At 67.1% G+C, this 24809-nt stretch carries 22 protein-coding genes; 8 read left to right on the forward strand and 14 right to left on the reverse strand.

All coding sequences use genetic code 11. The features are described 5' to 3' along the window. Positions 1-66: 66 nt before the first annotated feature. The 11 genes from EOD43_RS00330 to EOD43_RS00380 all read right to left on the reverse strand — a co-directional run bounded on the left by EOD43_RS00330 (position 67) and on the right by EOD43_RS00380 (position 12301). A complete protein-coding gene (locus tag EOD43_RS00330; RefSeq protein ID WP_127740011.1) occupies positions 67-813 on the reverse strand; it encodes a YebC/PmpR family DNA-binding transcriptional regulator in 747 nt (248 codons plus the stop codon). A gap of 70 nt (positions 814-883) precedes the next feature. Continuing rightward, positions 884-2176: a dihydrolipoamide acetyltransferase family protein gene (locus EOD43_RS00335; protein ID WP_127740013.1), complete on the reverse strand. Its 1293-nt coding sequence runs from the start codon at positions 2174-2176 to the stop codon at positions 884-886. Between the two features lie 6 nt (positions 2177-2182). Further along, the gene (locus EOD43_RS00340) at positions 2183-3187 is read right to left on the reverse strand and encodes an alpha-ketoacid dehydrogenase subunit beta (protein ID WP_127744547.1); all 1005 of its coding nucleotides are present in this window, start codon (positions 3185-3187) and stop codon (positions 2183-2185) included. Between the two features lie 17 nt (positions 3188-3204). Next, complete coding sequence (locus EOD43_RS00345) at positions 3205-4464, reverse strand: 3-methyl-2-oxobutanoate dehydrogenase (2-methylpropanoyl-transferring) subunit alpha (RefSeq protein WP_127740015.1); 1260 nt, start codon at positions 4462-4464, stop codon at positions 3205-3207. 164 nt (positions 4465-4628) lie between these two features. Continuing rightward, the gene (locus EOD43_RS00350; RefSeq protein WP_127740017.1) at positions 4629-6053 is read right to left on the reverse strand and encodes an ATP-binding protein; all 1425 of its coding nucleotides are present in this window, start codon (positions 6051-6053) and stop codon (positions 4629-4631) included. Further along, on the reverse strand, positions 6053-6769 hold the full coding sequence (locus EOD43_RS00355; protein ID WP_127740019.1) for a response regulator: 717 nt from the start codon (positions 6767-6769) through the stop codon (positions 6053-6055). Before EOD43_RS00355 ends, EOD43_RS00350 begins: the two co-directional genes overlap by 1 nt. Beyond that, complete coding sequence (locus EOD43_RS00360) at positions 6766-7488, reverse strand: EF-hand domain-containing protein (RefSeq protein WP_127740021.1); 723 nt, start codon at positions 7486-7488, stop codon at positions 6766-6768. Before EOD43_RS00360 ends, EOD43_RS00355 begins: the two co-directional genes overlap by 4 nt. Then, the gene (locus EOD43_RS00365) at positions 7485-8693 is read right to left on the reverse strand and encodes an ABC transporter permease (RefSeq protein ID WP_127740023.1); all 1209 of its coding nucleotides are present in this window, start codon (positions 8691-8693) and stop codon (positions 7485-7487) included. The genes EOD43_RS00360 and EOD43_RS00365 overlap by 4 nt, the downstream gene beginning before the upstream one ends. Then, a complete protein-coding gene (locus tag EOD43_RS00370) occupies positions 8693-9415 on the reverse strand; it encodes an ABC transporter ATP-binding protein (RefSeq protein ID WP_127744548.1) in 723 nt (240 codons plus the stop codon). The genes EOD43_RS00365 and EOD43_RS00370 overlap by 1 nt, the downstream gene beginning before the upstream one ends. Then, a complete protein-coding gene (locus EOD43_RS00375) occupies positions 9405-10799 on the reverse strand; it encodes an efflux RND transporter periplasmic adaptor subunit (protein ID WP_127740025.1) in 1395 nt (464 codons plus the stop codon). The genes EOD43_RS00370 and EOD43_RS00375 overlap by 11 nt, the downstream gene beginning before the upstream one ends. Beyond that, a complete protein-coding gene (locus EOD43_RS00380; RefSeq protein WP_240653023.1) occupies positions 10796-12301 on the reverse strand; it encodes an efflux transporter outer membrane subunit in 1506 nt (501 codons plus the stop codon). The genes EOD43_RS00375 and EOD43_RS00380 overlap by 4 nt, the downstream gene beginning before the upstream one ends. A 144-nt stretch (positions 12302-12445) precedes the next feature. Between EOD43_RS00380 and trpC the strand changes: the two genes are divergently transcribed. The 6 genes from trpC (at position 12446) to EOD43_RS00410 (ending at position 17278) form a co-directional block, all read left to right on the forward strand. Beyond that, complete coding sequence (trpC, locus tag EOD43_RS00385; protein WP_127740027.1) at positions 12446-13237, forward strand: indole-3-glycerol phosphate synthase TrpC; 792 nt, start codon at positions 12446-12448, stop codon at positions 13235-13237. Then, positions 13234-13743 (forward strand): cyclic pyranopterin monophosphate synthase MoaC, encoded by a 510-nt coding sequence (gene moaC / locus EOD43_RS00390; protein WP_127740029.1) that lies wholly within the window; start codon positions 13234-13236, stop codon positions 13741-13743. The genes trpC and moaC overlap by 4 nt, the downstream gene beginning before the upstream one ends. Before the next feature lie 60 nt (positions 13744-13803). Further along, the gene (locus tag EOD43_RS00395; RefSeq protein ID WP_276318181.1) at positions 13804-14994 is read left to right on the forward strand and encodes a molybdopterin molybdotransferase MoeA; all 1191 of its coding nucleotides are present in this window, start codon (positions 13804-13806) and stop codon (positions 14992-14994) included. 76 nt (positions 14995-15070) lie between these two features. Next, the gene (lexA, locus tag EOD43_RS00400) at positions 15071-15739 is read left to right on the forward strand and encodes a transcriptional repressor LexA (protein WP_127744551.1); all 669 of its coding nucleotides are present in this window, start codon (positions 15071-15073) and stop codon (positions 15737-15739) included. A gap of 2 nt (positions 15740-15741) precedes the next feature. Continuing rightward, entirely contained in the window at positions 15742-16212 is a 471-nt protein-coding gene (locus EOD43_RS00405) for a DUF3224 domain-containing protein (protein WP_240653024.1), read from the forward strand. A gap of 76 nt (positions 16213-16288) precedes the next feature. Beyond that, entirely contained in the window at positions 16289-17278 is a 990-nt protein-coding gene (locus tag EOD43_RS00410; RefSeq protein WP_127740031.1) for a PAS domain-containing protein, read from the forward strand. On the opposite strand, the gene EOD43_RS00415 is transcribed toward EOD43_RS00410, so the two are convergent. Beyond that, complete coding sequence (locus EOD43_RS00415; protein ID WP_240653025.1) at positions 17275-19335, reverse strand: ComEC/Rec2 family competence protein; 2061 nt, start codon at positions 19333-19335, stop codon at positions 17275-17277. The two genes, EOD43_RS00410 and EOD43_RS00415, sit on opposite strands and share 4 nt — an antisense overlap. An 89-nt stretch (positions 19336-19424) precedes the next feature. On the opposite strand from EOD43_RS00415, the gene gltX reads away from it, so the two are divergent. Beyond that, positions 19425-20846 (forward strand): glutamate--tRNA ligase, encoded by a 1422-nt coding sequence (gltX, locus tag EOD43_RS00420; protein ID WP_127740035.1) that lies wholly within the window; start codon positions 19425-19427, stop codon positions 20844-20846. Positions 20847-20895: 49 nt separating this feature from the next. Next, positions 20896-22179, forward strand: coding sequence for a citrate synthase (gene gltA / locus EOD43_RS00425; RefSeq protein ID WP_127740037.1), 1284 nt, complete (start codon positions 20896-20898; stop codon positions 22177-22179). Positions 22180-22353: 174 nt separating this feature from the next. On the opposite strand, the gene EOD43_RS00430 is transcribed toward gltA, so the two are convergent. Together EOD43_RS00430 and EOD43_RS00435 are read right to left on the reverse strand one after the other, a co-directional pair. Further along, entirely contained in the window at positions 22354-23682 is a 1329-nt protein-coding gene (locus EOD43_RS00430) for a sensor histidine kinase (RefSeq protein ID WP_240653026.1), read from the reverse strand. Continuing rightward, the gene (locus EOD43_RS00435; protein WP_164857049.1) at positions 23679-24791 is read right to left on the reverse strand and encodes a DUF2336 domain-containing protein; all 1113 of its coding nucleotides are present in this window, start codon (positions 24789-24791) and stop codon (positions 23679-23681) included. Before EOD43_RS00435 ends, EOD43_RS00430 begins: the two co-directional genes overlap by 4 nt. Positions 24792-24809 lie beyond the last annotated feature (18 nt).

Raw genomic sequence — 24809 nt, forward strand, 5'->3', positions numbered from 1 at the left:
GCTGAGCGCAGTCGAAGCCCGTCCGTCGAAGGACGCTCGCAATGACGAGGTGGGGAGGTGAGCGGCTTAGCCGCCCAGCTTTTCCATCACGTCTTCGGGCACGTCGTAATTGCCCCATACGGTCTGGACGTCGTCATCGTCCTCGAGCGTGTCGATCAGCTTGAGGAGCTTGGTCGCGTCCTCCTCGCCCACCGTCACCATCGTCTGCGGGCGCCAGGCGAGCTTTGCGCCTTCGGGTTCGCCCAGCACCGGCTCCAGCGCCTTGGCGACTTCGTGGAGCGCATCGATCGCGGTCCAGATTTCGTGGCCGTCCTCGGACGAGGTCACGTCTTCCGCCCCGGCATCCAGCGCGGCTTCGAACACCTTTTCGGCGTCGCCCGCGGCCGGGCCGTAATTGATCAGGCCGAGCCGATCGAAACCGTGGCTTACCGATCCGCCCGCGCCCAGATTGCCGCCATTCTTGGAAACGGCGGTGCGGACGTTGGTGGCGGTGCGGTTGCGATTGTCGGTGAGCGTTTCGATGATCAGCGACACGCCGCCGGGGCCGAAGCCTTCGTACCGGACCTCTTCGTAATTCGCGCCGTCATTGGCCGAAGCCTTGTTGATCGAGCGTTCGATATTGTCCTTGGGCAGGCCTTCCTTACGCGCGGTGATCACGGCGGCGCGCAGGCGCGCGTTCATCGCCGGATCGGGCAGGCCCATTTTCGCCGCGACGGTGATTTCGCGGGAAAGCTTGGAAAACAGCACGGCGCGCTTCTTATCCTGCGCGCCCTTGCGGTGCATGATGTTCTTGAACTTGCTATGACCGGCCATTGCCGCGCCCTCATCTGTATCTGTCGGGAAGTGGCCGGCTCTCTAGCGTCCGCCAAGGGGGCGGCGCAAGTCAGTCGACGAACAGCAAGGCCGGGGTTTCGAGCAGCCGCTTGAGCGCCTGCACGAAGCTTGCCGCGTCCCAGCCGTCGACGACGCGGTGATCGCAGCTGATCGACAGGTTCATCAGCTTGGCCGCTACCACCTGTCCGTCGCGGAAGACGGGGCGCTCGACGATGCGGTTCGGGCCGATGATCGCGACTTCGGGGCGGTTGATGACCGGCGTGGTCGCGATGCCGCCCAAGGGCCCAAGCGACGTGATCGTCAGCGTGGAGCCCGACAGCTCCTCCGACTTCGCCTTGCCGGTGCGCGCGGCGTCGGCGAGGCGGGTGATCTCGGACGCCAGCTGCCAGATGTTGCGATCCTGCGCGTCGCGGATGACGGGGACCATCAGGCCCGCATCGGTCTGCGTCGCCATGCCCAGATGCACCGCGCCGCTACGGTTCACGACGCCGTTCTCGTCATCATAGCGCGCGTTGATCATCGGGAAGTCGGGGATCGTCTTGCAGATCGCGACGATCAGCAGCGGCAGCAGGGTCAGCTTGGGCCGATCCCCGCGCGTGTCGTTCAGGTCGCCGCGCAGCGCCTCCAGCTTGGTGACGTCGATTTCCTCGACATAGGTGAAGTGCGGGATAGCGCGCTTCGACGCGGCCATATTCTCCGCGATGCGGCGGCGCAGGCCGATCACCTTCACCTGCTCGTCGGCGCGCTTCCCCGTCGAGGGGGCATAGCCGCGATTATAGGTGATGAAGGCGTCGAGATCGGCGTGGCGGACATGGTCGCCCGCGAACTTCACCTGTGCGAGATCGATGCCGAGATCCTTGGCGCGGGCGCGCACGGCAGGGGAAGCGAGGACTTTCCGATCCTCCCCGGTACGGGGAGGGGGACCATCGGCCGCAGGCTGATGGTGGAGGGGGGCTTCGGCAGGGGGTGTCGCTTGTGGCTCGCCCCCTCCACCGGCTTCGCCGGTCCCCCTCCCCGTGCCGGGGAGGATTGGTTCGACCACCGCAGCTGCCTCATTGGGCGCGACCTCGACGGTCGGCTCCTCGGCAGGCGCGGCACCGCCCTCGGTCTCGAAGGTCGCGAGGATCGATCCGATCGCGACCATCTCGCCAACTTCGCCCGCCAGCGAGACGATTTTGCCCGATACCGGCGCGGTCATTTCGACGGTCGCCTTATCGGTCATCAGATCGGCGAGGGGTTCATCCTCCTCGATCATGTCGCCGACCGCGACGTGCCAGGCGACGATTTCCGCCTCGGCAATGCCTTCGCCGATGTCCGGCAATTTGAAGCTGTAGCTGCCCATAGTGGATCAATCCTGCATGACGCGCTTGAGCGCTTCGCCGAGGCGGACGGGGCCGGGGAAATAGGCCCATTCGAGGCTGTGCGGATAAGGCGTGTCCCAACCGGTCACGCGCTGCACCGGTGCCTCCAGATGATGGAAGCAATGTTCCTGGACGAGCGCGGACAGCTCGGCGCCGAAGCCGCTGGTCTTGGTCGCCTCGTGGACGACCACGCAGCGCCCGGTCTTCTTCACCGACTTGGCGATCGTTTCCAGATCGAGCGGGACGAGGGTGCGCAGATCGATGATCTCGGCATCGATGCCCGCATCGGCGACAACCCCCTGGGCGACATGGACCATCGTGCCATAAGCCAGGATCGTGACGTCGTCGCCCGGCCGCACGATCCGCGCCTTGCCGAGTTCGACGCGATAATAGCCCTCGGGCACCGCGCTCTCGGGAAACTTGCTCCACGGCTGGACCGGGCGATCATAATGGCCGTCGAACGGGCCGTTATAGATGCGCTTGGGTTCGAAGAAGATCACCGGATCATTGTCCTCGATCGCGGCGATCAGCAGGCCCTTGGCGTCATAGGGGTTGGACGGGATCACCGTCTTGAGGCCCGCGACATGGGTGAAGATGCCCTCGGGCGACTGGCTGTGCGTCTGCCCGCCGAAGATGCCGCCGCCGAACGGGGTCCGCACCGTGATCGGCGCGGTATATTCGCCCGCCGAGCGATAACGCAGCCGCGCCGCTTCGGACACCAACTGGTCGAGCGCGGGGTAGATATAATCGGCGAACTGGATTTCGGGCACGGGGCGCAGGCCGTAAGTCGCCATGCCCACCGCGACGCCGATGATGCCGCATTCGGTGATCGGCGTGTCGAACACGCGGGTCTTGCCGTACTTGGCCTGCAGGCCTTCCGTGGCCTTGAACACGCCGCCGAAGAAGCCGACATCCTCGCCCAGCACGACGATCTCGTCATCGCGGCCCATGCAGATGTCGATCGCCGAATTGATCGCCTGGATCATGTTCATGGTGCGGGTTTCGTCGCTCATATCCCCGCCGCCTTGCGCTCGTCGCGCATCTGCTGGCTCTGTTCCTTGAGGTGCCAGGGCATCTCTTCGAACACATCCTCGAACATCGAATCGAACGGCTGCTTGAGCCCGTCGTGGAGCGTGCCGAGCGCCTCGGACTCGCGCTGCGCCGCCTTGCACAGTTCGGCGACTTCGCGGTCCATCGCGGCGTGGCGCTCCTCGTCCCAGATGCCGAGCGCGATGACGTGCTGCTTCAGCCGCGCGATCGGATCGCCGAGCGGCCAGTTGGTGCTTTCCTCGGCCGACCGATATTTGGTCGGGTCGTCCGATGTCGAATGGCCCTCGGCGCGATAGGTGAAATGTTCGATCAGGGTCGGGCCGTGATTGCCGCGCGCGCGATCGGCCGCCCACTGGGTCGCCGCATAGACCGCGAGCGCATCATTGCCATCGACGCGCAGCCCGGCAATGCCATAGCCGACCGCCCGCGCCGCGAAGGTCGTCGCCTCGGCGCCCGCGAACCCTGAGAAGGATGAGATCGCCCACTGATTGTTGATGACGTTGAGGATGACGGGGGCACGATAGACGGCCGCGAAGGTGAGCGCCGAATGGAAGTCGCCCTCCGCCGTCGACCCCTCACCACACCACACCGCCGAAATGCGCGTGTCGCCCCGCGCCGCGCTCGCCATCGCCCAGCCGACCGCCTGTGGATATTGGGTTGCGAGATTGCCCGAGATCGAGAAAAAGTTGGCCTGTCGCGCCGAATACATGATCGGCATCTGGCGGCCCTTCAGCCGATCGCCCTTGTTCGAAAAGACCTGGTTCATCATGTCGACCAGCGGCCATTCGCGCGCGATCAGCAGCCCCTGCTGGCGATAGGAGGGGAAGCACATATCGTCATAATCGAGCGCATGGGCGGCGGCGATCGAAGTCGCCTCCTCCCCCGTGCACTTCATGTAGAAGCTGGTCTTGCCCTGCCGCTGCGCGCGATAGAGCCGCTCGTCATAAGCGCGGACCAGCGCCATGTGCCGCAACATCTTGAGCAGGGTTTCGGGCGCGAGGCGCGGATCCCACGGCCCCTGCGCATGCCCCTGATCATCGAGGACGCGGACCATCGCATAGCTGTGATCGCGCATCTCGGCGGGGGCGGTGCCGATCTCCGGCCGGGCGACGGCGCCCGCCACCGGCATGTCGAAATCGGCGAAGTCGACCGCGTCGCCGGGGCGAAAGCGCGGTTCGGGCACATGGAGCGATAGCGGCGGCAGATTGCGCCCGGTCATCCAGCGTTCCTCTCTCATGGCGGCTCAAACCGCCTTTATGAAAGTTATACGCCCTCGTTATTAAATTACAAAGCGCTGCGAGGGTCGGGGTGATATTCGCCCGATCCTTGCCAACGCCGTGACGCGCGCGAAATATCCGTGCGGAATCGACGCTGCGTGCGAAATCAGTCGCCGATCGGCAGGCAGGCGACCGCCGCCAGACCGCCGCCATCGCGATTCTTGAGCGCGAGGCTGCCACCATGTTCCTGCGCGATGGCGCGCGCGATCGAGAGGCCGAGGCCGATCCCGCCCGTCGTGCGGTTGCGCGAGGGATCGCCGCGTTCGAACGGCTTGAACATCCGCTCGATCGAATCGGGCGGCAGGCCCGGCCCGCGATCGGACACGCGCAGTTCGGCCATATGCCCGACGCGCGCGAGCGTGATTTCCACCGCGCCGCCATAATTGACGCCGTTGTCGATCAGGTTCTGGAGCATCCGGCGAAGCGCCATCGAATCGCCCTGCACCGTGATCGGCGCGACGGGGCCGGCGGTGACGGGGCGCTGCTGCTCAGCTTCAGTAGCGGCGATATCGGCGATCAGCGCGTCGAGCGAGACGGGCGCCATCGTGCCGATCCGGCTGGTATCGCGCACGAAGGAGATGGTCGCCGCGATCATCGCGCGCATCTGTTCGATATCGCCCTGCACCTTCTGCCGCATATCGTCGGGCGCGCCTTCGATGCGGAAGGCGATGCGCGCGAGCGGGGTGCGCAGATCGTGCGCGATCGCGCCGATCATGTTGGTGCGTTCGGTAAGGTAGGTGCCCAGCCGTTCCTGCATCCGATTGAGCGCGTGCGCGGTGGTGCGGATCTCCGCCGGCCCTTCCTCCGCGATCGGCGGCGCCTGCGGATTCGCGCCCATACGGTCGGCGCCCTCGGCGATGCGGCGGATGGGACGGGCGAGCGCGCGGGCGAAGACCCAGGCGAAGGGCGCCAGCACCAGGGTCGACAACGCGAACAGCTGCAGCATCCGCCGCTGCCACAATGGCAGGAAGGGGCGCGGCGGGGTGCGCACCACGCGCCAGCCGTCGGCCGTGCGGACGCCGGCGAGCACGGTATCGAAGAAGATCGGTTCGCCACGACGGATCAGCACGTCGCGTTCGCGCGCCCACGGCATGTTGCTGCGCTGATCGGCTTCGAAGAACAGGCGAACATCCTGATCGCCGACATCGAGCATCGACGCCAGCCGATCGGTGAAGGCATCGTCGGACACCATATCCGCGTCGGGCATCGGCTCGTCGGCGACGGTCGTCACACTCAGCGCGCGTTCGCGCACGGCAACGGCGCGCTGCTGACGTTCCTGTTTCTCCTCACGCTGGCGCATGATGTCGCGCGGCTCGCCCAGCGGGCCGGCCTGCAGCTGCATCCGCATCGGCCGCCGATCGATCCGCCGCCCCGCCAATGTCTCAGCGATGTCGGACAGGCGGTTGAAATCAGGGCGCGGCGGCGGCGAGTTCAGGAACAGGCCGATCGACACCGCCTGCACCACCATCACCGCCGCGACGAGCAGGAGAAGGGTCTGCCAGAAGATCGGCAGGCGGGCGATCGCCTTCATCACTCGCCCTCGACCTTCAGCGTGAACATATAGCCTTCGTTGCGCACGGTGCGGATCGGATCATCGGGGCCAAGTTTCTTGCGAAGCCGGCTGATCGTCACGTCGATCGCGCGGTCATAGACGTCGCTGTCGAGCCCCTTGCCCGCTTCGATGATCTGATCGCGCGTCAAAACGCGTTGAGGCCGATCGAGGAAGGCGACAAGCACGCGAAACTCGGCGTCGGTCAGCGGCGCGGCCGGCGCGCCCGCGCGGCGCACCTCACGCTGGACGACGTCGAGCGCCCAGGCGCCGAAGCGACGCTGCTGCCCGCTGCCATTGGCCGCCGCACCCTCTTCAGCCTTGCGCCGCAGGACGGCGCGGATGCGGGCGAGCAATTCGCGCGGATTGCAGGGCTTGGGCAGATAATCGTCGGCGCCGACCTCCAGCCCGATGATCCGATCGGTATCCTCGCCCATCGCCGACAGCATGATGATCGCGGGGCCGCCGGGCTTGCGGATGCGGCGCAGCACCGACAGCCCGTCCTCCCCCGGCATCATCAGATCGAGGACGATCAGATCGGGCCGCTTCGCCGCGATCGCCGCGTCCATCGCCACCGCATCGGCCGCGCTTTCGACCGACAGGCCATTCTGGCGCAGGAAATCGGTGATCAAAGTGCGCAGATCATTGTCGTCGTCGACGACCAGGATTTCGGGATTGGCGGTGTTGACCTGATTCATGGGCGGGCAGGCTCCTTGCGCTTCTCCGGCGTCCTGCCCGACGCCTTCTCCTTGGCTTTTTCGATGCAGCGCCGGTTCGCCTCGATCTGCGCGGGGGTGCGCGGCAGGGTGGCGAGGGTCAGCGCCTTGGTGAGATTGGGATCGAGATCGCGGAAGCGATCGGCCGCCATCCGGCGGAATTCGTCGCGGCTGATCGCGCGATTGAGATCGGCATCGGCCCCCGCGACCGGATTGGGGACGTTCAGGAAGGCATAGCGCCCCGCGCCCATCGGCCCGTCATAGCCGCCATCGCCCTTGGCGCGCCGCTTCATCCGTTCGCGTGCCTCTTTGATCGCTTCGGCACTCGGGCGCTCTGCCGGCGCGGCTCCGGGCTGGCGCGCGCGATACAGCTTCACCTCGGGCGCGACATTTTCTTCGTAGTCGCTGATCTCGTCGGGCCACAATTCGCCATTATGATCCTTGTCGAGCGTCGCGAAGAAGCGATCGGCGTCAAGGATCAGCTCGCTCTGGGTGACCTGCCCGTCATGGTTGCGATCGGCCCCGTCGAACCAGCGCGTCACCGGATCGCCGCCATCGGGCTGCGGGCGGAAGGGCTCGCCGACCGGGGAGATGAACAACTGGGTCGGCACCGGGCCGGGGCACACCGTCGGCTCGGCCTTCTTCGCGAGCGCAGCGCCCGAAAGCGTCGCGGCGGCGAGCAGGGCGAGCGCGATCCTCATTCGTGCCTCAGCGCGTCGATAGGGTTGAGCGAGGCGGCGCGCTTAGCCGGGAAATAGCCGAACACGACCCCGATCGCCGCCGAAAAGAAGAAGGCGAGCAGGTTGATCTGCACGTCGAAGATGAAGGGCACCTTGAGCACCGGTGCGAGCGCGAGCGTCGACAGCAAAGCGAGAACAAGACCGAGCAACCCGCCCAGCGACGACAGCACCACCGCCTCGACCAGGAACTGCATCAGCACCTCCTTGCCGACCGCGCCGATCGCGAGGCGGATGCCGATTTCGCGCGTCCGTTCGGTCACCGACACCAGCATGATGTTCATGATGCCGATCCCGCCGACGAGCAGGCTGACCGCCGCGACCGCGCCGAGCAGGGCTGTCAGGATCTGCGTCGTGCCCGACAATGTGTCCGAAATCTGCTTGGTGTCGAAGATGTTGAAATCATCCTCGGCCTCGTCGGTCAGGTGGCGCCGCTCGCGCAGCAATTCCTTGAGCGATGCCTGCACCTTCTGGCTGTCATAGGCTTCGTCGACCGAGACCAGGATCGCGCGGATATCGCGATTGCCGGTCATCCGGCGCTGGACCGCCTTGTACGGCATGATCACGACATCATCCTGATCGTTGCCGAAGCCGCCCTGCCCCTTGGCCGCGAGCGTGCCGATCACTTCGCAGCTGATATTCTTGATACGGAAACGCTGCCCGACCGCCTCGACACCGCGGAACAGCCGGCTGTTGACGGTGTTGCCGATCACGCAGACCGCCTTGCCCGCCTGCTCCTCGGCTTCCGAAAAGATGCGGCCTTCGGTGATCGTCCACGGCTGCGCGGTGAAATATTCGCGATTGGTGCCGTTGATCGTCGTCGACCAGTTGGCGGCGTTATAGACCGCCGCGCCGCTCGACTGGACCTGCGGCGCCACCGCCGTCACCCCCACGATCTGTTCGCGGATCGCATCGAGATCCTCGATCTTGAAATCGGGCGGCTGCGGCCCGCCGCCGCCACGCCCGAAGCCCTGGCCGGGGCGGACCTGCAGCACATTGGCGCCCAGGCTGGAGATTTGCGTCTTGACCGCCTGGGTCGCGCCATTGCCCAGCGTCACCATCGTCACGACCGCCCAGACGCCGATGACGATGCCGAGGATCGTCAGGAACGAGCGGAGCAGATGCCGCCGTATCTCGCGGATCGCGAGGAGGAGCGTGGTCGCCCACATCAGCCCACAACCCCCGGACTCTTTTCGATCCGTTCGACGAGGCCATCCTTGAAATGGATGATCGTGCGCGCGAACGCCGCCATGTCGGGTTCGTGCGTGACCATCAGCACGGTGATCCCGCTGTTGCGGTTGAGATCGGTCAGCAGCTCCATGATCTCGATCGAGCGCGCCGAATCGAGATTGCCGGTCGGCTCGTCCGCCAGAAGCACGTCAGGGTGGGTGACGATCGCGCGGGCGATTGCGACGCGCTGCTGCTGGCCGCCCGAAAGCTCTGCCGGGGTATGATCCCACCAGTCGGCCAGCCCAACCTTGTCGAGCGCGGCCATGCCCAGTTCGTGCCGCTTCGCCTTGTCCTCACCGCGATAGACCAGCGGCAGTTCGACATTTTCGAGCGCAGTGGTGCGCGCGAGCAGGTTGAACCCCTGAAACACGAAGCCGAGATAGCGGCGGCGCAGCAAGGCGCGCTGATCGCGGTCGAGCGTTTCGACCGGATGACCGCGAAACAGGAACTGGCCCGATGTCGGCACGTCGAGGCAGCCGAGGATGTTCATCGTCGTCGACTTGCCCGAACCCGAAGGCCCCATCACCGCAACGAAATCGCCGCGCGCGATATCGAGGTCGACACCCTTAAGCGCCTGAAACGCGGTCGCGCCCTCGCCGAAGGTCTTGGTGACGCCGCGAAGCCGGATCAGCGCGTCGGACGCGCCCGCATCATTGGGCATTGCGCCGCTGCCCGCCCTGCGCGCCCGCGCCGCCGCCCGACTGGCCCGTCGCATATTGGCCGATCACGACCTGATCGCCTTCCTTCAGATCACCGCCGACAATCTCGACCTGGCTGCCATTGCTCGCGCCCACAGTGACTTCGACGGCCTTGGGCTTGCCACCCGATCCGACGATATAGACGGTCTGCTTGCTGCCGCGCCCGATCGCCGCCTCGCGGCTGCCGCCGCTGCCGCGACGCGGACGCGGCGGGGCGATCACGCTGGTGATGCCGCCGCCCTGGCTGGCGCCCGCGCCGCTGCCCGGCGTGAAACGCAACGCCGCGGTCGGCACCAGCAGCACATTCTTGCGCTCCGACGTGACGATGTCGGCGGTCGCCGTCATCCCCGGACGCAGCACGCCCTGCTTGTTCGCCACCGTGAGCCGCGCGGTATAGGCGACGACGCCGCTGGTCGTGGCGGTCGTGGTCGTGCTGCTCGACGAGGATGACGAACTGCTCGACGCATTGGCACCGACATCGACCCGCTCGATCGACGCGGGGAAGGTGCGGCCGGGGAAGGCATCGACGGTGAAGGTCGCGCGCTGGCCCTTCGCCACCTGCCCAACGTCCGCCTCGTCCACCTTCACCTCAAGCCGCATCTGGTGCAGATCCTCGGCGATCGTGAACAATACCGGCGCGTTGAACGAGGCGGCGACGGTCTGCCCCGGCTCGATCGATCGCGACAGCACCTGCCCGTTGACCGGCGATTTAATGAAGACGCGGCTCAGGTTGAACTCGGCGGTCGACAAAGTCGCCTTGGCCTGTTCGACCGATGCCTTTGCGGTCGCGACCCCCGCCTCGCCGCGCGCGACATCGGCGCGAGCGGTGTCGAGTTCGGTGCCCGACGGCACTTTGCCGCCCGACAGCTTATAGACCTGTTCCATCCGGCGCAGCGTGGCGCGCGACTGGAGCAACGTGGCTTCCGCCTGCTGCACGCTCGCCTCGGCCGATGCGACGCCCGCGAGGCCCTGATTCACCGTGTCCTGAAAACGCTGCGGATCGATCTTTGCGATCAGCTGCCCCTTCTTCACCCGGTCATTATTGTCGACATAGACATCGGTCACGGTGCCCGACTGTTCGGAGCCGACATCGACCTGATTGGTCGGCGCCAGATTGCCGGTGGCCGAAACGATGACGGTCAGATCGCCTTTTTCGACCGCGCGGGTCGCATAGGCCGCGTCATTGCCGCTGCCCGTGAACAGCCGCCAGATGATCAGCAGGCCCAGCACCACCGCCAGCCCGATCGCCCCGCGCCGGATCCACAACGCACGTTCCGACTTGGGCTCGACACCCAGAAAGGCATCGAGATCGTCGGCGTGCGGATCACTGGTCGGTCGGTCCATCATGGCCTCGTCTTGGAATTGGTCCCGCCCTCATAGGGGCCAGGGGCTGGCGTCGGCGCGGATTCCCATCCGCCGCCAAGCGCCTTGTAAAGCTGGATCGTCGCGGTCGCACGCGCGGCGCGCGCCTGCGCTTCGCTGTCCTGGCTCGACAGCCGGGTGCGCTGCGCATCGAGCAACGCCTGAAAGTCGATCAGGCCGGCGCGATACTGATCCTGCGCGTAGATCAGCGCGTTCGCCGCCGCTTCCGCGCCGATCGAGACATCGGTAACGCTGCGTTCGGCCGCCTCGCGACCCTTCAGCGCATTCTCGACCTCCTCCAACGCGACCAGCACGGTCGACTGATAACTGGCGAGCGCCGCGTCGGCCGAGGCGCGCTGCCCCCGGATCGCGGCGCGGATCTGCCCGCCCTGGAAGATCGGCGCGGTGATCCCGGCGACCAGCTGACCGACGCCGTCGTTGATGACGTTGCCGACCGTGGTGGCCGATCCGCTGAACGACCCCGACAGGCGGAGCGCGGGATAAAGTTGCGCAGTCTGCACGCCGATCCGCGCGACCTCGGCGGCGAGCGTGCGTTCGGCGGCGCGGATATCGGGCCGGCGTTGCACGACCACCGCCGGGATCGGCGCACCGACGCCCGGTGCCAGCGGCAGCGAGGCGGGCGGATCGATCAGCGGAGTGATCGCACCTGGCGTCTCGCCCAGCAGCACCGCGATCCGATTGACCGCGGTCAGATAGTCATTTTCGATCCCCGGCAGCGACGCCGCCGTCTGCGATCGCAATTGCCGCGCCTGTTCGTAATCGAGGCTGCTGACCAGCCCCGCCTGCCGCCGCCAGCCGACGATCTGCAGCGTATCGTCCTGCGCCGCCAGATTGTCGCGCGCGATCCGCAGCCGGATCTGCGCCAGCCGCGCGTTGATGTAGTTGAGCCCGACTTCGGAGGCGACGCCCGCCTGCGCGAAGGCCAGGTTCGCCGCCTGCGACTGCATATCGGCGCGTGCCGCCTCGACCGATCGGCGGATGCGGCCGAACACGTCCGCCTCCCACGCCACGGTCGCGCTGCCGCGATAGATGGTCGTGTCGCCGCCGCGCGAGACGGTCTGCCCCGTCGTCGGATCGATGAAGGACGAACTCTGATTGCCGACCGATCGGTTGGCCGACCCGCTGACATCGGCGGTCGGCAGCAATTGCCCCTGCGTGCCGCGCAACGTGGCGCGCGCCTGCGCCAGCCGGGCGGCGGCGGCGGCGATATCGAGATTGGCGGCAAAGGCGCGATCGACGAGATTGGTCAGCACCGGATCGTCGAACTCGCGCCACCACTGGGCGAGATCGAGCGGTTCGGCATCCGCCTCGCTCGGGTCCGACGCCACGAAGGCGCGGGGCACCTTCAGATCGGCATTGGCCTTCGGTTTATAATCGGGGCCGACCGCGCAGCCGCTGAGAAGCAGCATAGAGATCAGGCCCGGCACCATCGCACCGATCGCAAGTCTGTTCAGGCCGTGCCGCATCGTCACCGGTCTAGGGGGCTTTCCTGTCAGCAGATTTCACGCGTGAAATATCCGTTCGCACCTGCACATAGGCCGCGAACGGCTTCATTCGCAACCGTATGAGGCCTTCCCGCCCTCTCAACCAGCCGCTATGCGGACCGGATCATGGCGAACAAGCTCATCGAAATCTGCGACGCGAAGCGCGATCATGTGGCGGCGCGCAAGGCCGCAACCAGCCAGGCCGCGCTCGATGCCGCGGCGAGGGCGCAGTCGGCCCCGCGCGGTTTCCGCGCCGCGCTCGATCGCAAGGCGGGGATCGGCCACGCGCTGATCGCCGAGATCAAGAAGGCGTCGCCCTCCAAGGGGCTGATCCGCGCCGATTTCGATCCGCCCGCGCATGCCCGCGCCTATGAAAGCGCCGGCGCCGCCTGCCTCTCGGTGCTGACGGACGTGCCCTATTTCCAGGGGCATGACGATTATCTGGTCGCCGCGCGCGAGGCGTGCACCCTGCCCTGCCTGCGCAAGGACTTCATGGTCGATCCGTGGCAGGTGGCCGAGGCGCGCGCACTGGGCGCCGACGCGATCCTGATCATCGTCGCGGCGTTGGAAGATTCGGCGATGGCCGAGATCGAGGCTGCAGCGATCGACTGGGGCATGGACGTGCTGGTCGAGGTGCATGACGCCGCCGAACTCGATCGCGCGCTCGCCCTCAAGTCGCGGCTCATCGGGGTCAACAATCGCGATCTGCGCGATTTCAGTGTCGATTTCGCGCGCACCTACGAACTGGTCGGCCGCGCGCCCGAAGGCTGCACCTTCGTCGCCGAAAGCGGGCTGGGATCGAAGGCCGATCTCGATGCGATGGCCGAACATGGCGTCCGCTGCTTCCTGGTCGGCGAGGCGCTGATGCGCGAGGCTGATGTGGCGGCGGCAACGCGCCGCCTGCTGATGGGCGCGTGACCGACAAGCTCACCCATATCGACGCCGACGGCGCCGCGCGGATGGTCGACATTTCGGCCAAGGCGACCACGCAGCGCAGTGCCACCGCCGAAGGCCGCATCCTGATCGCGCCCGCCGCCCTTGCCGCCATCGCCGAGGGATCTGTGAAGAAGGGCGACGTTCTGGCTGTCGCGCGCATTGCCGGGATCATGGCGGCGAAGAAGACAGCCGAGCTGATCCCGCTCTGCCATCCGCTCCCGATCGCGGGCGTCACGCTCGATCTGGTGATCGAGGCCGATGGCATCCGCGCCACCGCGACGGTCGTCACTGCCTACACCACGGGCATCGAGATGGAGGCGATGACCGCCGTGTCGGTCGCCCTGCTCACCATCTACGACATGGCCAAGGCGATGGACAAAGGCATGCGGATCGAAGGGGTGCGCCTGCTCGCCAAGACCGGCGGCAAATCGGGCGACTGGCACGCCGAAGACTCGTCATCCCGGCGGAGGCCGGGATCTCAGGAGTGATGGGATGAGCACGAGGCAGGAAACGCCTGAGATCCCGGCCTCCGCCGGGATGACGTGCTTGTGAGCAACCTCCTTCCCGTCGCCGAGGCGCAGGCGCGGATGCTCGCGCTCGCTTCGCCGCTGCCCGTCGAACAGGTTTCGCTGATCGAGGCGGTCGGCCGCTATGCCGCCGAACCCATCCTCGCGCGCCGTACGCAGCCGGCTTTGCCGCTGTCGGCGATGGACGGCTATGCGATCCGCTTCGCCGAGCGGCCCGGTCCGTGGACCGTGATCGGCGAGAGCGCGGCCGGCGGCGGGCTGAACCGCGCGCTGGCGCCGGGCGAGACCGCGCGCATCTTCACCGGCGCGCCCGTCCCCGAAGGCGCCGACGCGATCCTGATCCAGGAGGAAGCCACGCGCGATGGCGATCGCCTGACGATGAGCGGCGAAGGCCCCAAGGCGGTCGGCGAGTTCGTCCGCCCCGTCGGCGGCGACTTTGCCGAGGGCGCGGCGCTGATCGCCGCCGGCGCGCCGCTCAACCCCGCCGCCATCGCGCTTGCGGCATCGGGCGGCCACGCGACCCTGCCCGTCCACCGCCGCCCGCGCGTGGCGATCCTGTCGACCGGCGACGAACTGGTCGCCCCCGGAGAGCCGACGCCCGGATCGCTGCTCCCCGCATCGAACGGCCCGATGCTCGCGGCCCTGCTCAGCGCGCTTGCCTGCGCCGTCGCCGATCATGGCATCGTGCGCGACGATCTCGCCGCGATCCGTGAGGCCTTCGCAAAGGCGGCCGAGACGAGCGATATCATCGTCACGACCGGCGGCGCATCGGTCGGCGATCACGATCTCGTCCTGCCCGCGCTCAAGGCGGCGGGCGCGACGATCGACTTCTGGAAGGTCGCGATGAAGCCCGGCAAGCCGGTGATGATCGCGCGGCTTGGTAACGCGATCGTCCTCGGCCTGCCCGGCAATCCGGTGTCCGCCTTCGTCACCGCCACCTTGTTCCTGAAGCCGCTGATCGCGCATCTGCTCGGGTCCGCCGATCCGCTGCCGCGCGCCTTCGCCGGCACGCTCGCCGGCCCGCTTCCGGCCACGGGCGTGCGCGCCGAATATCCGCGCGCGCGCCTCATCGACGGCCGGGTCCATCCGCTGATCGGGCAGGACAGCGCGGGCCTCTCCGCGCTGGCTGCCGCCGATCATCTGGTGGTCCGCCCGGCCCATGCGCCACCAGCCCTTGTGGGCGAGCAGGTCGAATTGCTTTCCCTCGCTTGACAGCGCCGTAACGGTTGCCTAAATGTTCCGCGTTCGTTCTGGCGACGTGCCGGAACCGTCATGTGAGGTGCCGGCGATGCTCACCGCCAAGCAACATGAACTGCTCATCTTCATCCACGATCGTCTGGCCGAGACCGGGGTTTCGCCCTCGTTCGAGGAGATGAAGGACGCGCTCGATCTCAAATCGAAATCGGGCGTGCACCGGCTGATCTCCGCGCTGGAGGAACGCAATTTCATCCGCCGCCTGCCCAACCGCGCCCGCGCGCTGGAGGTGGTGCGAATGCCCGAAACGGCGACGCCCAAGCCCGCCAAGACTCCGAAGCCCGCGAACACCAATGTTCCCGCGCCCGTCGCCGCGAATGAGAATGTCCTCGAAATCCCGCTGCACGGCCGCATCGCCGCGGGCGTGCCGATCGAGGCGCTCGAGGGGCAGAGCAGCCTTTCGGTGCCCGCCGCCTTGCTCGGGCCGGGCGAACATTATGCGCTCGAAGTCGCCGGGGATTCGATGGTCGAGGCCGGCATTCTCGACGGCGACTATGCGCTGATCCGCAGCGCGCAGACCGCGCGGGACGGCGATATCGTCGTCGCCCTGATCGCGGGCGCCGAAGCGACGCTCAAATATTTCCGCCGCGAAGGCACGATGATCCGGCTCGATCCGGCCAACCGCGCCTACGACCCGCAGCGTTATGCCCCCGATCAGGTGCAGGTGCAGGGTAAGCTCGCCGGCCTGCTGCGGCGCTACTGACGATGATCCGGCGCGGTCTTCTGCTGGCCGCGCCGATCGCGGCCGTAATCTTCGCGGCCTCGCCCCTGATGGCGGCCGAACCGGTCGAGCGGATCGCGACCGGCGCCTTCGACGTGAAGGCCGCGCCCGAAGGTGCGGCCGACGCGCCGATCGGCACCTACAAGCTCGACAAAGTCTATCACGGCGATCTCGACGGCATCGGCACCGGCAAGATGCTGACCGTCGACACCAAGACCGAAGGCTCCGCCGCTTATGTCGCGATCGAACGCGTCACCGGCACCCTCGCCGGCCGCAAGGGCGGCTTCGCGCTCGACCATGTCGGCACGATGGCGCGCGGCGCCACAAGCCTCCATATCGCGATCGTCCCCGACAGCGGCACCGATGCCCTGACCGGCATCACCGGCACCCTCGACATTCGCATCGAGAAGGACGGCAAGCATTTTTATACTTTGCGCTACAAATTGCCGAACTGAGCCGCTCGAACCGGCCCGAATGTCCATAAGTATATTTGCGTATCCGGACCTCTAAGGTAACGGACCACGGATACGTATGACAAAAACCCTCCACCCCGATGTTCCCGCACCCGTGCGTTCGCTATCGATTGCGACGCTGGCGTCCGTTCTCGACCAGAGCGTCGATTGCGTGAAGCTCCTCAATATCGACGGCTGCCTCGAATATATGAATGCCAACGGGCAGTGCGCGATGGAGATTGACGATATATCCGCAATGCTCGGTGCGGAATGGTCGTCGCTTTGGCCTGAAGAAACACGGCCCGTCATTCTTGACGCCTGCGAGCGCGTTCGGCGTGGCGAAGCCGTGCGGTTCGACGCTTATTGCCCGACAGCCAAGGGCAATCCCCGCTGGTGGAATGTTTCGGTTTCCGCCGTTCGATCCGACGACGGCGAAGTGACCGGGCTGCTGTCCGTGTCGCGCGACGTGACCGATGCCACGATAACGCGCCAGGCACTCGAAGTGACGACGGCGGAAATGCGGCATCGGCTGAAGAACAGCTATGCCATGATCGGCGGCCTCATGTCCGGCATGGCGCGGGGAACACCGGATCGGGAGGTGTTCGCTGATGAAATGGTCACGCGACTGACCGGACTGGCATCATCGCAAACGCTGTTCGCGTCGCGCGAAAACGCCCCCTGCCGGATATCCGATCTGATCCCCGCTTTGGTCGATGCGTTCGACACCGCGCACTGCTCGGTCACGATCGACACCATTGCGGATTGCGAAGTCGATCAGGGCCGCGCGGACGCGATTGCGCTAGTGCTGGGCGAACTGGCCGTCAACTCCTCCAAACATGGCGCGATCCGCCACGGCGGTTCGGTTTCGGTGGGTGCGTCCACGGCCACGGGCAATGTCGTCATATCCTGGACTGAGCTGTCGAACGGCATCGTCCATGCCCATTCACGCGACGGCGGCCAGGGCATGAAACTGATGGACCGCATCGTCCGCGCCCGCAAAGGCGACCTGAACGTCGCCTGGATCGATCGAGGGCTGACCGTGAAGGTCACTTTCCCGACAAGCGCTTAAGGCGCAAAACTTCCCCACGGATGCCGGCCAACCTGCTCGGCGACGCTCTCGACCTCACCCGATCCGACCCGGATCGCCAGACCGCCGGTGCTGCGCAGGAAGGAGGCGTCGGCCTTGAGCCAGCGGGGGTGGCAGGTGCGGGGAAGGCGGCGGTCGCCGACCACGATATCTGCGGCGGCGCAGGCGCGCGTCATGGCGCGGATGTCCACGAAGTCGCGGCTGCGGGTGGCGAGGAGGCGGATCGTGCGGTCGCCGCCGGTCACGTCCGCCGCGCACAGATCGGCGCTGCAGCGGGCGAAGGGCATGATCTCCAGCGCGGGCGCTTCGCCTTCGACGCCCGACGCCTCGCCCAGCACATCGCGGACATAATCGCCCGCCCGATCGCGCAGGATCGCGATACCGCCGCGCCCGTCACGCACCGCGACATGGCGGCCGTCGCCGGTAACGAGGAGGTCGGGCGGCGGGGTCAGCAGCGCCCAGACCGCACCGATTGCGAGCGGGACGCCGCCCCAGCGCCGCAACCGCGTCCGCCACAACACGATCCACAGGCCGCCCGCCGCCATCAGGGCAAAGGCGCCGCGTGGCATTGACGGGAGGGCCGCGACCGATCCCGGCGCATCGGCCACGACATGCGCGATCCACAGGAGCAGGCCCAGCGCCTTGCCGACCAGCCACCAGATCGGCGCGCCCAGCCCGACCAGATCGAGCGCAAGCGCAATCGCCTCCGCCGGCATCACGACGAAGGTGGTCAACGGGATCGCAACGATGTTCGCCGCCGCGCCGTACAGCCCCGCCTTGTGGAAATGGAACAAAGCGATCGGCGACAGTGCCGCCTCGATCACCACACCGCTCGCCAGTAGCATCAGCAACATGCGCCCGCCACCCAGCACGATCCCCTCATCCCGCCGCGCAGCGAAGGCGGCGACCTTCGGATGTTCGTGGAAGGCGACCAAAGCGGCGATCGCGGCAAAGCTCAGCTGGAAGCTCGGCCCCGCCAGCGCCTCTGGCCAGAAGACGAGGACGATCAACGCGCCTGCCGCGACCAGCCGCAGCGTGATCGCCTCCCGCCCCAGCGCGATCCCGCCCAGCACCAGCAGGGCGGCGATGCACGATCGCACGGTCGGCACCTCCGCACCGGTGAGCAACGTATAGCCGATCCCCGCCAGCGCGCCCGCCCCGGCCGCGATCAAGGGCAAAGGCGCGTGGAGCGCGAGGCGGCGCGACAAAGCGAGCAACCGGATCGTGAGCAGCATCACCGCCCCCACCACCGCCGTCACATGCAGCCCCGACACCGACAGCAGGTGCGCAAGGCCTGCGCGGCGCAGCGCCTCATTATCATCCTCCGGAATGCCGCCCTGATCGCCGGTGACGAAGGAGGCCGCGATCCCGCCTTCGCCCGCGCCCCTGATGCTCGCCTCGATATGTGCGGTCAGGCGGGTGCGGATGTCGGCGAGCGAGGAGCCCCCGCCCGCCGCGACGATCGCCGGCGGATCGAGCGCCTTGCCGGTCGCCCCGATCCCATCGAACCAGGCGACGCGCGCGAAATCATAGCCGCCGGGCACCATCGGCGGCGCAGGCGGAAGCAGGCGCGCGCGCACCTTCAGTCGCGATCCGGCGGACGGCACCGTCGGCAGATCATCCGCATCGACATTGATCCGCACGCGCGGCGGCAGATGCAGCGCGGCATCGGGCGCCACGAGCAACCGCACCACGCCGGTCGCCGGCCGCGGCTCGGCCGCCTCGACGATGCCCGTCAGCGTCACCACCTTCGGCCGATCGATCCGGGGTGCGGTGACCCAATCCGCCTTCGTCCAGATGGCGACGAGGCCCAGCAGCATCGCCAGCGCGAAGATCGCCACCGCGCGGCCCAGCCGGCTCGCCCCGCCGAAAACCAGCGCCGCCAGCCCCGCGCCCGCCGCCGCGATGCCCAGCCCGATCCAGCCGGTCGGCCCCGGCAGCGCGAACCAGCCCGCAATCCCCGCGCCGAAGCCCACCGGCAACCATAGGGCCAGCTGATCGCGCTCCGCCTCCAGCACATGCTCGATCGCGGCCAGCATCCGTCCGCCATCGGTTTGTCGCGGCGAAAGGGCTATGCTAGGGGCGGCGTCCGTCTCGGCCATCGCGCCATTTCTTGGAGAATCAGCGCGTGGGCGCAAGCACCGAAACCCGTCCTGTCGTTACCCGTTTCGCGCCGTCGCCTACCGGATTCCTTCACATCGGCGGCGCCCGCACCGCCTTGTTCAACTGGCTCTATGCGCGCCACATGGGCGGCAAGTTCCTGCTGCGTATCGAAGATACCGATCGCGCGCGTTCGACCGAGCCGGCGATCGAGGCGATCCTGGACGGCATGCGCTGGCTGGGCCTCGATTGGGATGGCGACGCGGTTTACCAGTTTGCCCGCGCCGATCGCCATGCCGAAGTCGCGAACGAATTGCTGGCGAAGGGCCATGCCTATCGCTGTTACGCCACGCCCGAGGAACTGGCCGAACTGCGCGAGCAGCAGCGCGCCGCCAAGCAGCCGCTGCGTTATGACGGCCGCTGGCGCGATCGCGATCCTTCCGAAGCGCCCGCCGGCGCGCCCTTCGTCATCCGGCTGAAGGCGCCGCGTGAGGGCGAGGTGACGATCGAGGATCGGGTGCAGGGCGCGGTCACGGTGCGCAATTCCGAACTCGACGACATGATCCTGCTGCGGTCGGACGGGACGCCGACCTATATGCTCGCCGTCGTGGTCGACGATCACGACATGGGCGTCACCCACGTCATCCGCGGCGACGATCATCTGAACAACGCCTTCCGCCAGCTCGCGCTGATCCGCGCGATGGAGTGGCCGGAGCCGATCTACGCGCACGTTCCCCTGATCCACGGTGCGGACGGCGCGAAGCTTTCGAAGCGGCACGGCGCGCTGGGCGTCGATGCCTATCGCGACGAAATGGGCCTGCTGCCCGAGGCGGTGAACAACTATCTCCTCCGGCTCGGCTGGGGCCACGGCGATGCCGAGATCATCGATCGCGATCAGGCGGTCGAGTGGTTCGACCTGGGCGGCATCGGCCGCAGCCCCGCGCGCTTCGACATGAAGAAGCTCGAAAACCTGAACGGCCATTATATGCGCGAGGCCGACGATGCACGGCTGGCCGATCTGGCCGCGCCCGGAGTCGCAAAGGCGCTCGATCGCGAGATGACGTCCGCAGAGCGAGCATTATTGCTGCGCAGCGTTCCATTTTTGAAGGTTCGCGCCAAGGATCTCAATGACTTGGCAGACGGATCGCTGTTTCTGTTTCGCGCTCGCCCGCTCGATATGGACGAGAAGGCAAATACGCTGCTAGACGAACCGGGCAAGGCGCTGTTGGCCCAAGCCCGCGACGTTCTTGCCGCCACGTCGGACTGGTCCGTCCCCGAACTGGAGGCGGCCATTCGCACCGTGGCGGAGAGCGCGGGGATCGGCCTCGGCAAGGTCGCGCAGCCATTGCGCGCGGCGCTTACCGGACGCACCACATCCCCGGGCATCTTCGACGTTCTGGCCCTGCTCGGCCGTGAGGAGAGCCTGGCCCGGATGGACGATCGCATTTGATTCAGCGCAGGCGGGGGGCCAGCCCGCCGGCCAGCATAGGAGGAATGATATGGGGGACACTGCAAAGCTCGAAATGGGCGGCAAGCCGTCCGACTACCCCGTCGTTTCGGGCACCATCGGCCCCGACGTCATCGACATCCGCAAGCTTTATGCGGCGACCGGCGCCTTCACCTTCGATCCCGGCTTCACCTCGACCGCGTCGTGCGAAAGCGCGATCACCTATATCGACGGTGACGAAGGCGTCCTGCTCCACCGCGGCTATCCGATCGAGCAGCTCGCCGAACAGTCGAGCTTCATGGAAGTCAGCTACCTGCTGCTGAACGGCGAACTGCCGTCGAAGGGCGAGCTGGAAAAGTTCAGCAACACGATCACGCGCCACACGATGGTGCATGAACAGCTGGCGCAGTTCTTCCGTGGCTTCCGCCGCGATGCGCACCCGATGGCGATCATGTGCGGCGTCGTCGGCGCGCTTTCGGCCTTCTACCACGACAGCACCGACATCAACGATCCGCAGCAGCGCCTGATCGCGTCGCACCGCCTGATCGCCAAGATTCCGACGATCGCGGCGATGGCCTATCAATATTCGGTCGGCCGTCCGTTCGTCTTCCCGAAGAACGACCTGAGCTACACCGCCAACTTCATGCGGATGACCTTCGCCAACCCGGCCGAGGAATATGAGGTCGATCCGATCGTCGTCGACGCGATGGACAAGATCTTCATCCTGCATGCCGATCACGAACAGAATGCCTCGACCTCGACCGTGCGTCTGGCCGGTTCGTCGGGCGCGAACCCGTTCGCGTGCATCGCGGCCGGCATCGCATGTCTGTGGGGCCCCGCGCATGGCGGCGCGAACGAAGCCGCGCTCAACATGCTGCGCGAAATCGGCACGCCGGATCGCATTCCCGAGTTCATCGCGCGTGCGAAGAACAAGGACGATCCGTTCCGCCTGATGGGCTTCGGCCACCGCGTCTATAAGAACTTCGATCCGCGCGCGAAGGTGCTGTCCAAGGCCGCGACCGAGGTTCTCGACAAGCTGGGCAAGAACGATCCGGTTCTCGATACGGCCCGCGAGCTCGAGCAGATCGCGCTCAAGGATCCGTATTTCATCGACAAGAAGCTCTACCCGAACGTCGATTTCTATTCGGGCGTGATCCTGTCGGCGATCGGTTTCCCGACCAACATGTTCACCGTGCTGTTCGCGCTCGCCCGCACCGTCGGCTGGGTCGCGCAGTGGAACGAAATGATCTCGGACCCCGGCCAGAAGATCGGCCGCCCGCGTCAGCTCTACACGGGCGCGACGCAGCGCGATTACGTGCCGGTCGACAAGCGCTAAGGCGCTGTCCATCGCGAGCTAAGGGAAGGCCGGGGAAACCCGGCCTTTTCTTTTTGTTTTGTTTGTTGAGCCCTCAAACGCCGGGCGGCGGGCATCCGCCTGCCTTGGCTTCCTCGCAATAAGCTCGGGCGGCCGTTCGGCCTTGCGAACCTCTACGAGGTTCGTTGGGCCCCGTCAGGCAGCGGGCAGGGTCAGGACGAAGCGGGCGCCGGTGCCGGTGGCGCTGTCGACGCCGAGGTCGCCGCCCATTGCGCGGGCGAGACGGCGGGCAATGTAGAGGCCCAGGCCGGTGCCCGAACCATCGGCCAAGTCGAGCCGTTCGAAGCGTTCGAACATGCGTTCGTGATTCTCGGGCGCGATGCCGTCGCCCATGTCGGCGACCAGCGCGACCGCCAGATCGCCCTCGCGCGCCGCGCGCAGCCAGATCGTGCCGCCGGGGGGCGAATGGCGGATCGCGTTGCTGATCAGGTTGATCAATATCTGCAGCACGCGGCGATGATCGGCCGATCCGATCACGCTGCCCGGCTCCGGCATGCCGATCCGCACCTGCTTGTCGGCTGCGCGCACCGTAAGAAGCCCGCCGGCGCGGCGGAGCAATTCGGCCAGATCGATCGGCTCGATCGAGGGGCGGAAATCGGGATCCTCGATCGCCTGCAGATCAACCAGATCGTCGACCAGAGCGAGCAGGTGTCGACCCGCCCCGGCTATATCGGACGCATAATCGGCATAATCGCGGCGCAGCGGCCCATCCTCACGCGCGCTCAGACTGTCGGCGTTGGCGATGATCCGCGCCAGCGGCTCGCGCAACGCGTTGCTCAGCCGCTCGCCAAAGGCGTTGATCGCGGCAGGCGCGGGATCGTCGACATCGCCCTGCGCAGCGCGGCGATGAACGAGCAGGCGATAGCCCGCCAGCCGCCCGACCCCGTCGATCAGCGGCAGGCCGTCGATCCGCACCGGCTCCCCGCCGTCGATCCGCAGCACGGCACCGCCATCTTCGAAGCGGGCGGCGGTGCGTGCGGCAATCTCCACCAACGTCTCGCCGCGTGCGCCGCGGGTAAGTTCGAACAGATCGTCGAGCGGACGGCCGATCGCATCGGCGACTGCGCCGGTCAGATGGACGATGCGCAGCGACGCATCGGTTTCGCAAATCCAGTCGGCGCGGGTGCGGGCGAAATCGCGCGCGCGGCCGGCGTCGTTGAGCGAGAGCGGGCTTTGTTCGTTCCAGCCGCTGATCGCGACGTCACAGCCGTCGCCGGTCGGCTTCACACGCGCCAGCAGATTAACGTCGCGGTCGCCCAGCGCCGCCGTCATCGCACGCGTGATCGGGATTTGGAGTCGCACCGCCAGCCGCACGATCGCGGCCAGAGGCGGCACCGCCAGCGGCTGCCCCAGCGTGCCGCCCGCGCGCTCCTGCATCCGCAATAATTGGGGATCGGCCTCGATCAGCCGACCGTCGCGATCGATGCGACCGATCGTCGCCTTGACCTCTCCGACCAGACTCACGGCAGATAATCCCGCTCGCCCAGTTCGGCGACGCCGCGGCGATAGGCGCGATCGGAGCGCCAGATGCCCAGCGCGTCGCGGGCGCGGCCCTCGTTCAGCGCATCGAAGGCTTCGCTGCGTTCGATAAGCCGATCCTCGGCGGTGCCGTGGGCAAGGCCGAGCCGCCACAGCATCGTCACCGCCGGCTCGCGCTGGCACCCGATCGCCTTGAGCAAAGTCGCGACCATCCAGGCCGAAGGATCGGCGACCATCGCCCACACGGTCGCCTCGTCGATGCTCCCACGCAGTGCGAGGCCCGCCGCAAACAAAGGCAGCAATCCGTCCTCAAGCGCCTGCATGATCAGCTCGTCATCGAGCATCTCTCGCTCATCGAGCAGGGCGACAAGCTTTGCGGCTGCGGCCTCGACCCCCGGCACCGGCTGCTGCTCGGCCAGATAGGCGCCGCCGATCGCGGTGACATGCGCGTCGGCGCGTTCGGCGCGCATGCCGTGGCGGCGGACCATATAGGTGCGCAGCGCGGCGGCGATCTTCCACACCAGCCGGCGGCGCAGCACCTCCGGCAGATCGACCCCGTCGAGCTGGGGTTCGCCAAAGGCATCCCTGCTCCGACTGTCGGCGATCATCATCGCCATCGTCGCCTCCGCAATCGCGGGATCGGCAAGGTCGAGCAATTGCTGGACGACGCCCGCCGCCCGGTGCGTATCCTGCCCCAATGCGAGCGCGAGCCGATGCGCATCGACGCGGCGCAACAGCAATTCGACCAGCGCGAGATCCTTCTGCCCCGGCAGGCGGATCAGCGGCAGCGCGATATCGACATGCGCGGCATCGAGCGCGGCGAGCAATTCCTCCGGCGCGTCATCCCGTTCCAGACGGCGGGCAAGGCGCAGGCGCAGATCGGCCTCGATCGAGCGGACGAGCGCCTGGTGCAGCGCCCGCATCTGCGCACGCTGCAGCTCGGTCAGCCGCTGTTCCTCGTCGAGCGCGAGTTCGGCGGCGGCGGCATCGAGCCGGCGTTCGAGGTGGCCCAGCGCCTGCGCAGAATCGGGCACGCCGCCGTCGAGCCAGATCGGCCCTTCCGGCAACAGTCCTTCGATCGCTGTGGTCGACAACGGGTCCATCCTCGCGCC

Origin of the sequence: Sphingomonas crocodyli (genome assembly GCF_004005865.1) — a bacterium.
GTDB lineage: Bacteria > Pseudomonadota > Alphaproteobacteria > Sphingomonadales > Sphingomonadaceae > Rhizorhabdus > Rhizorhabdus crocodyli.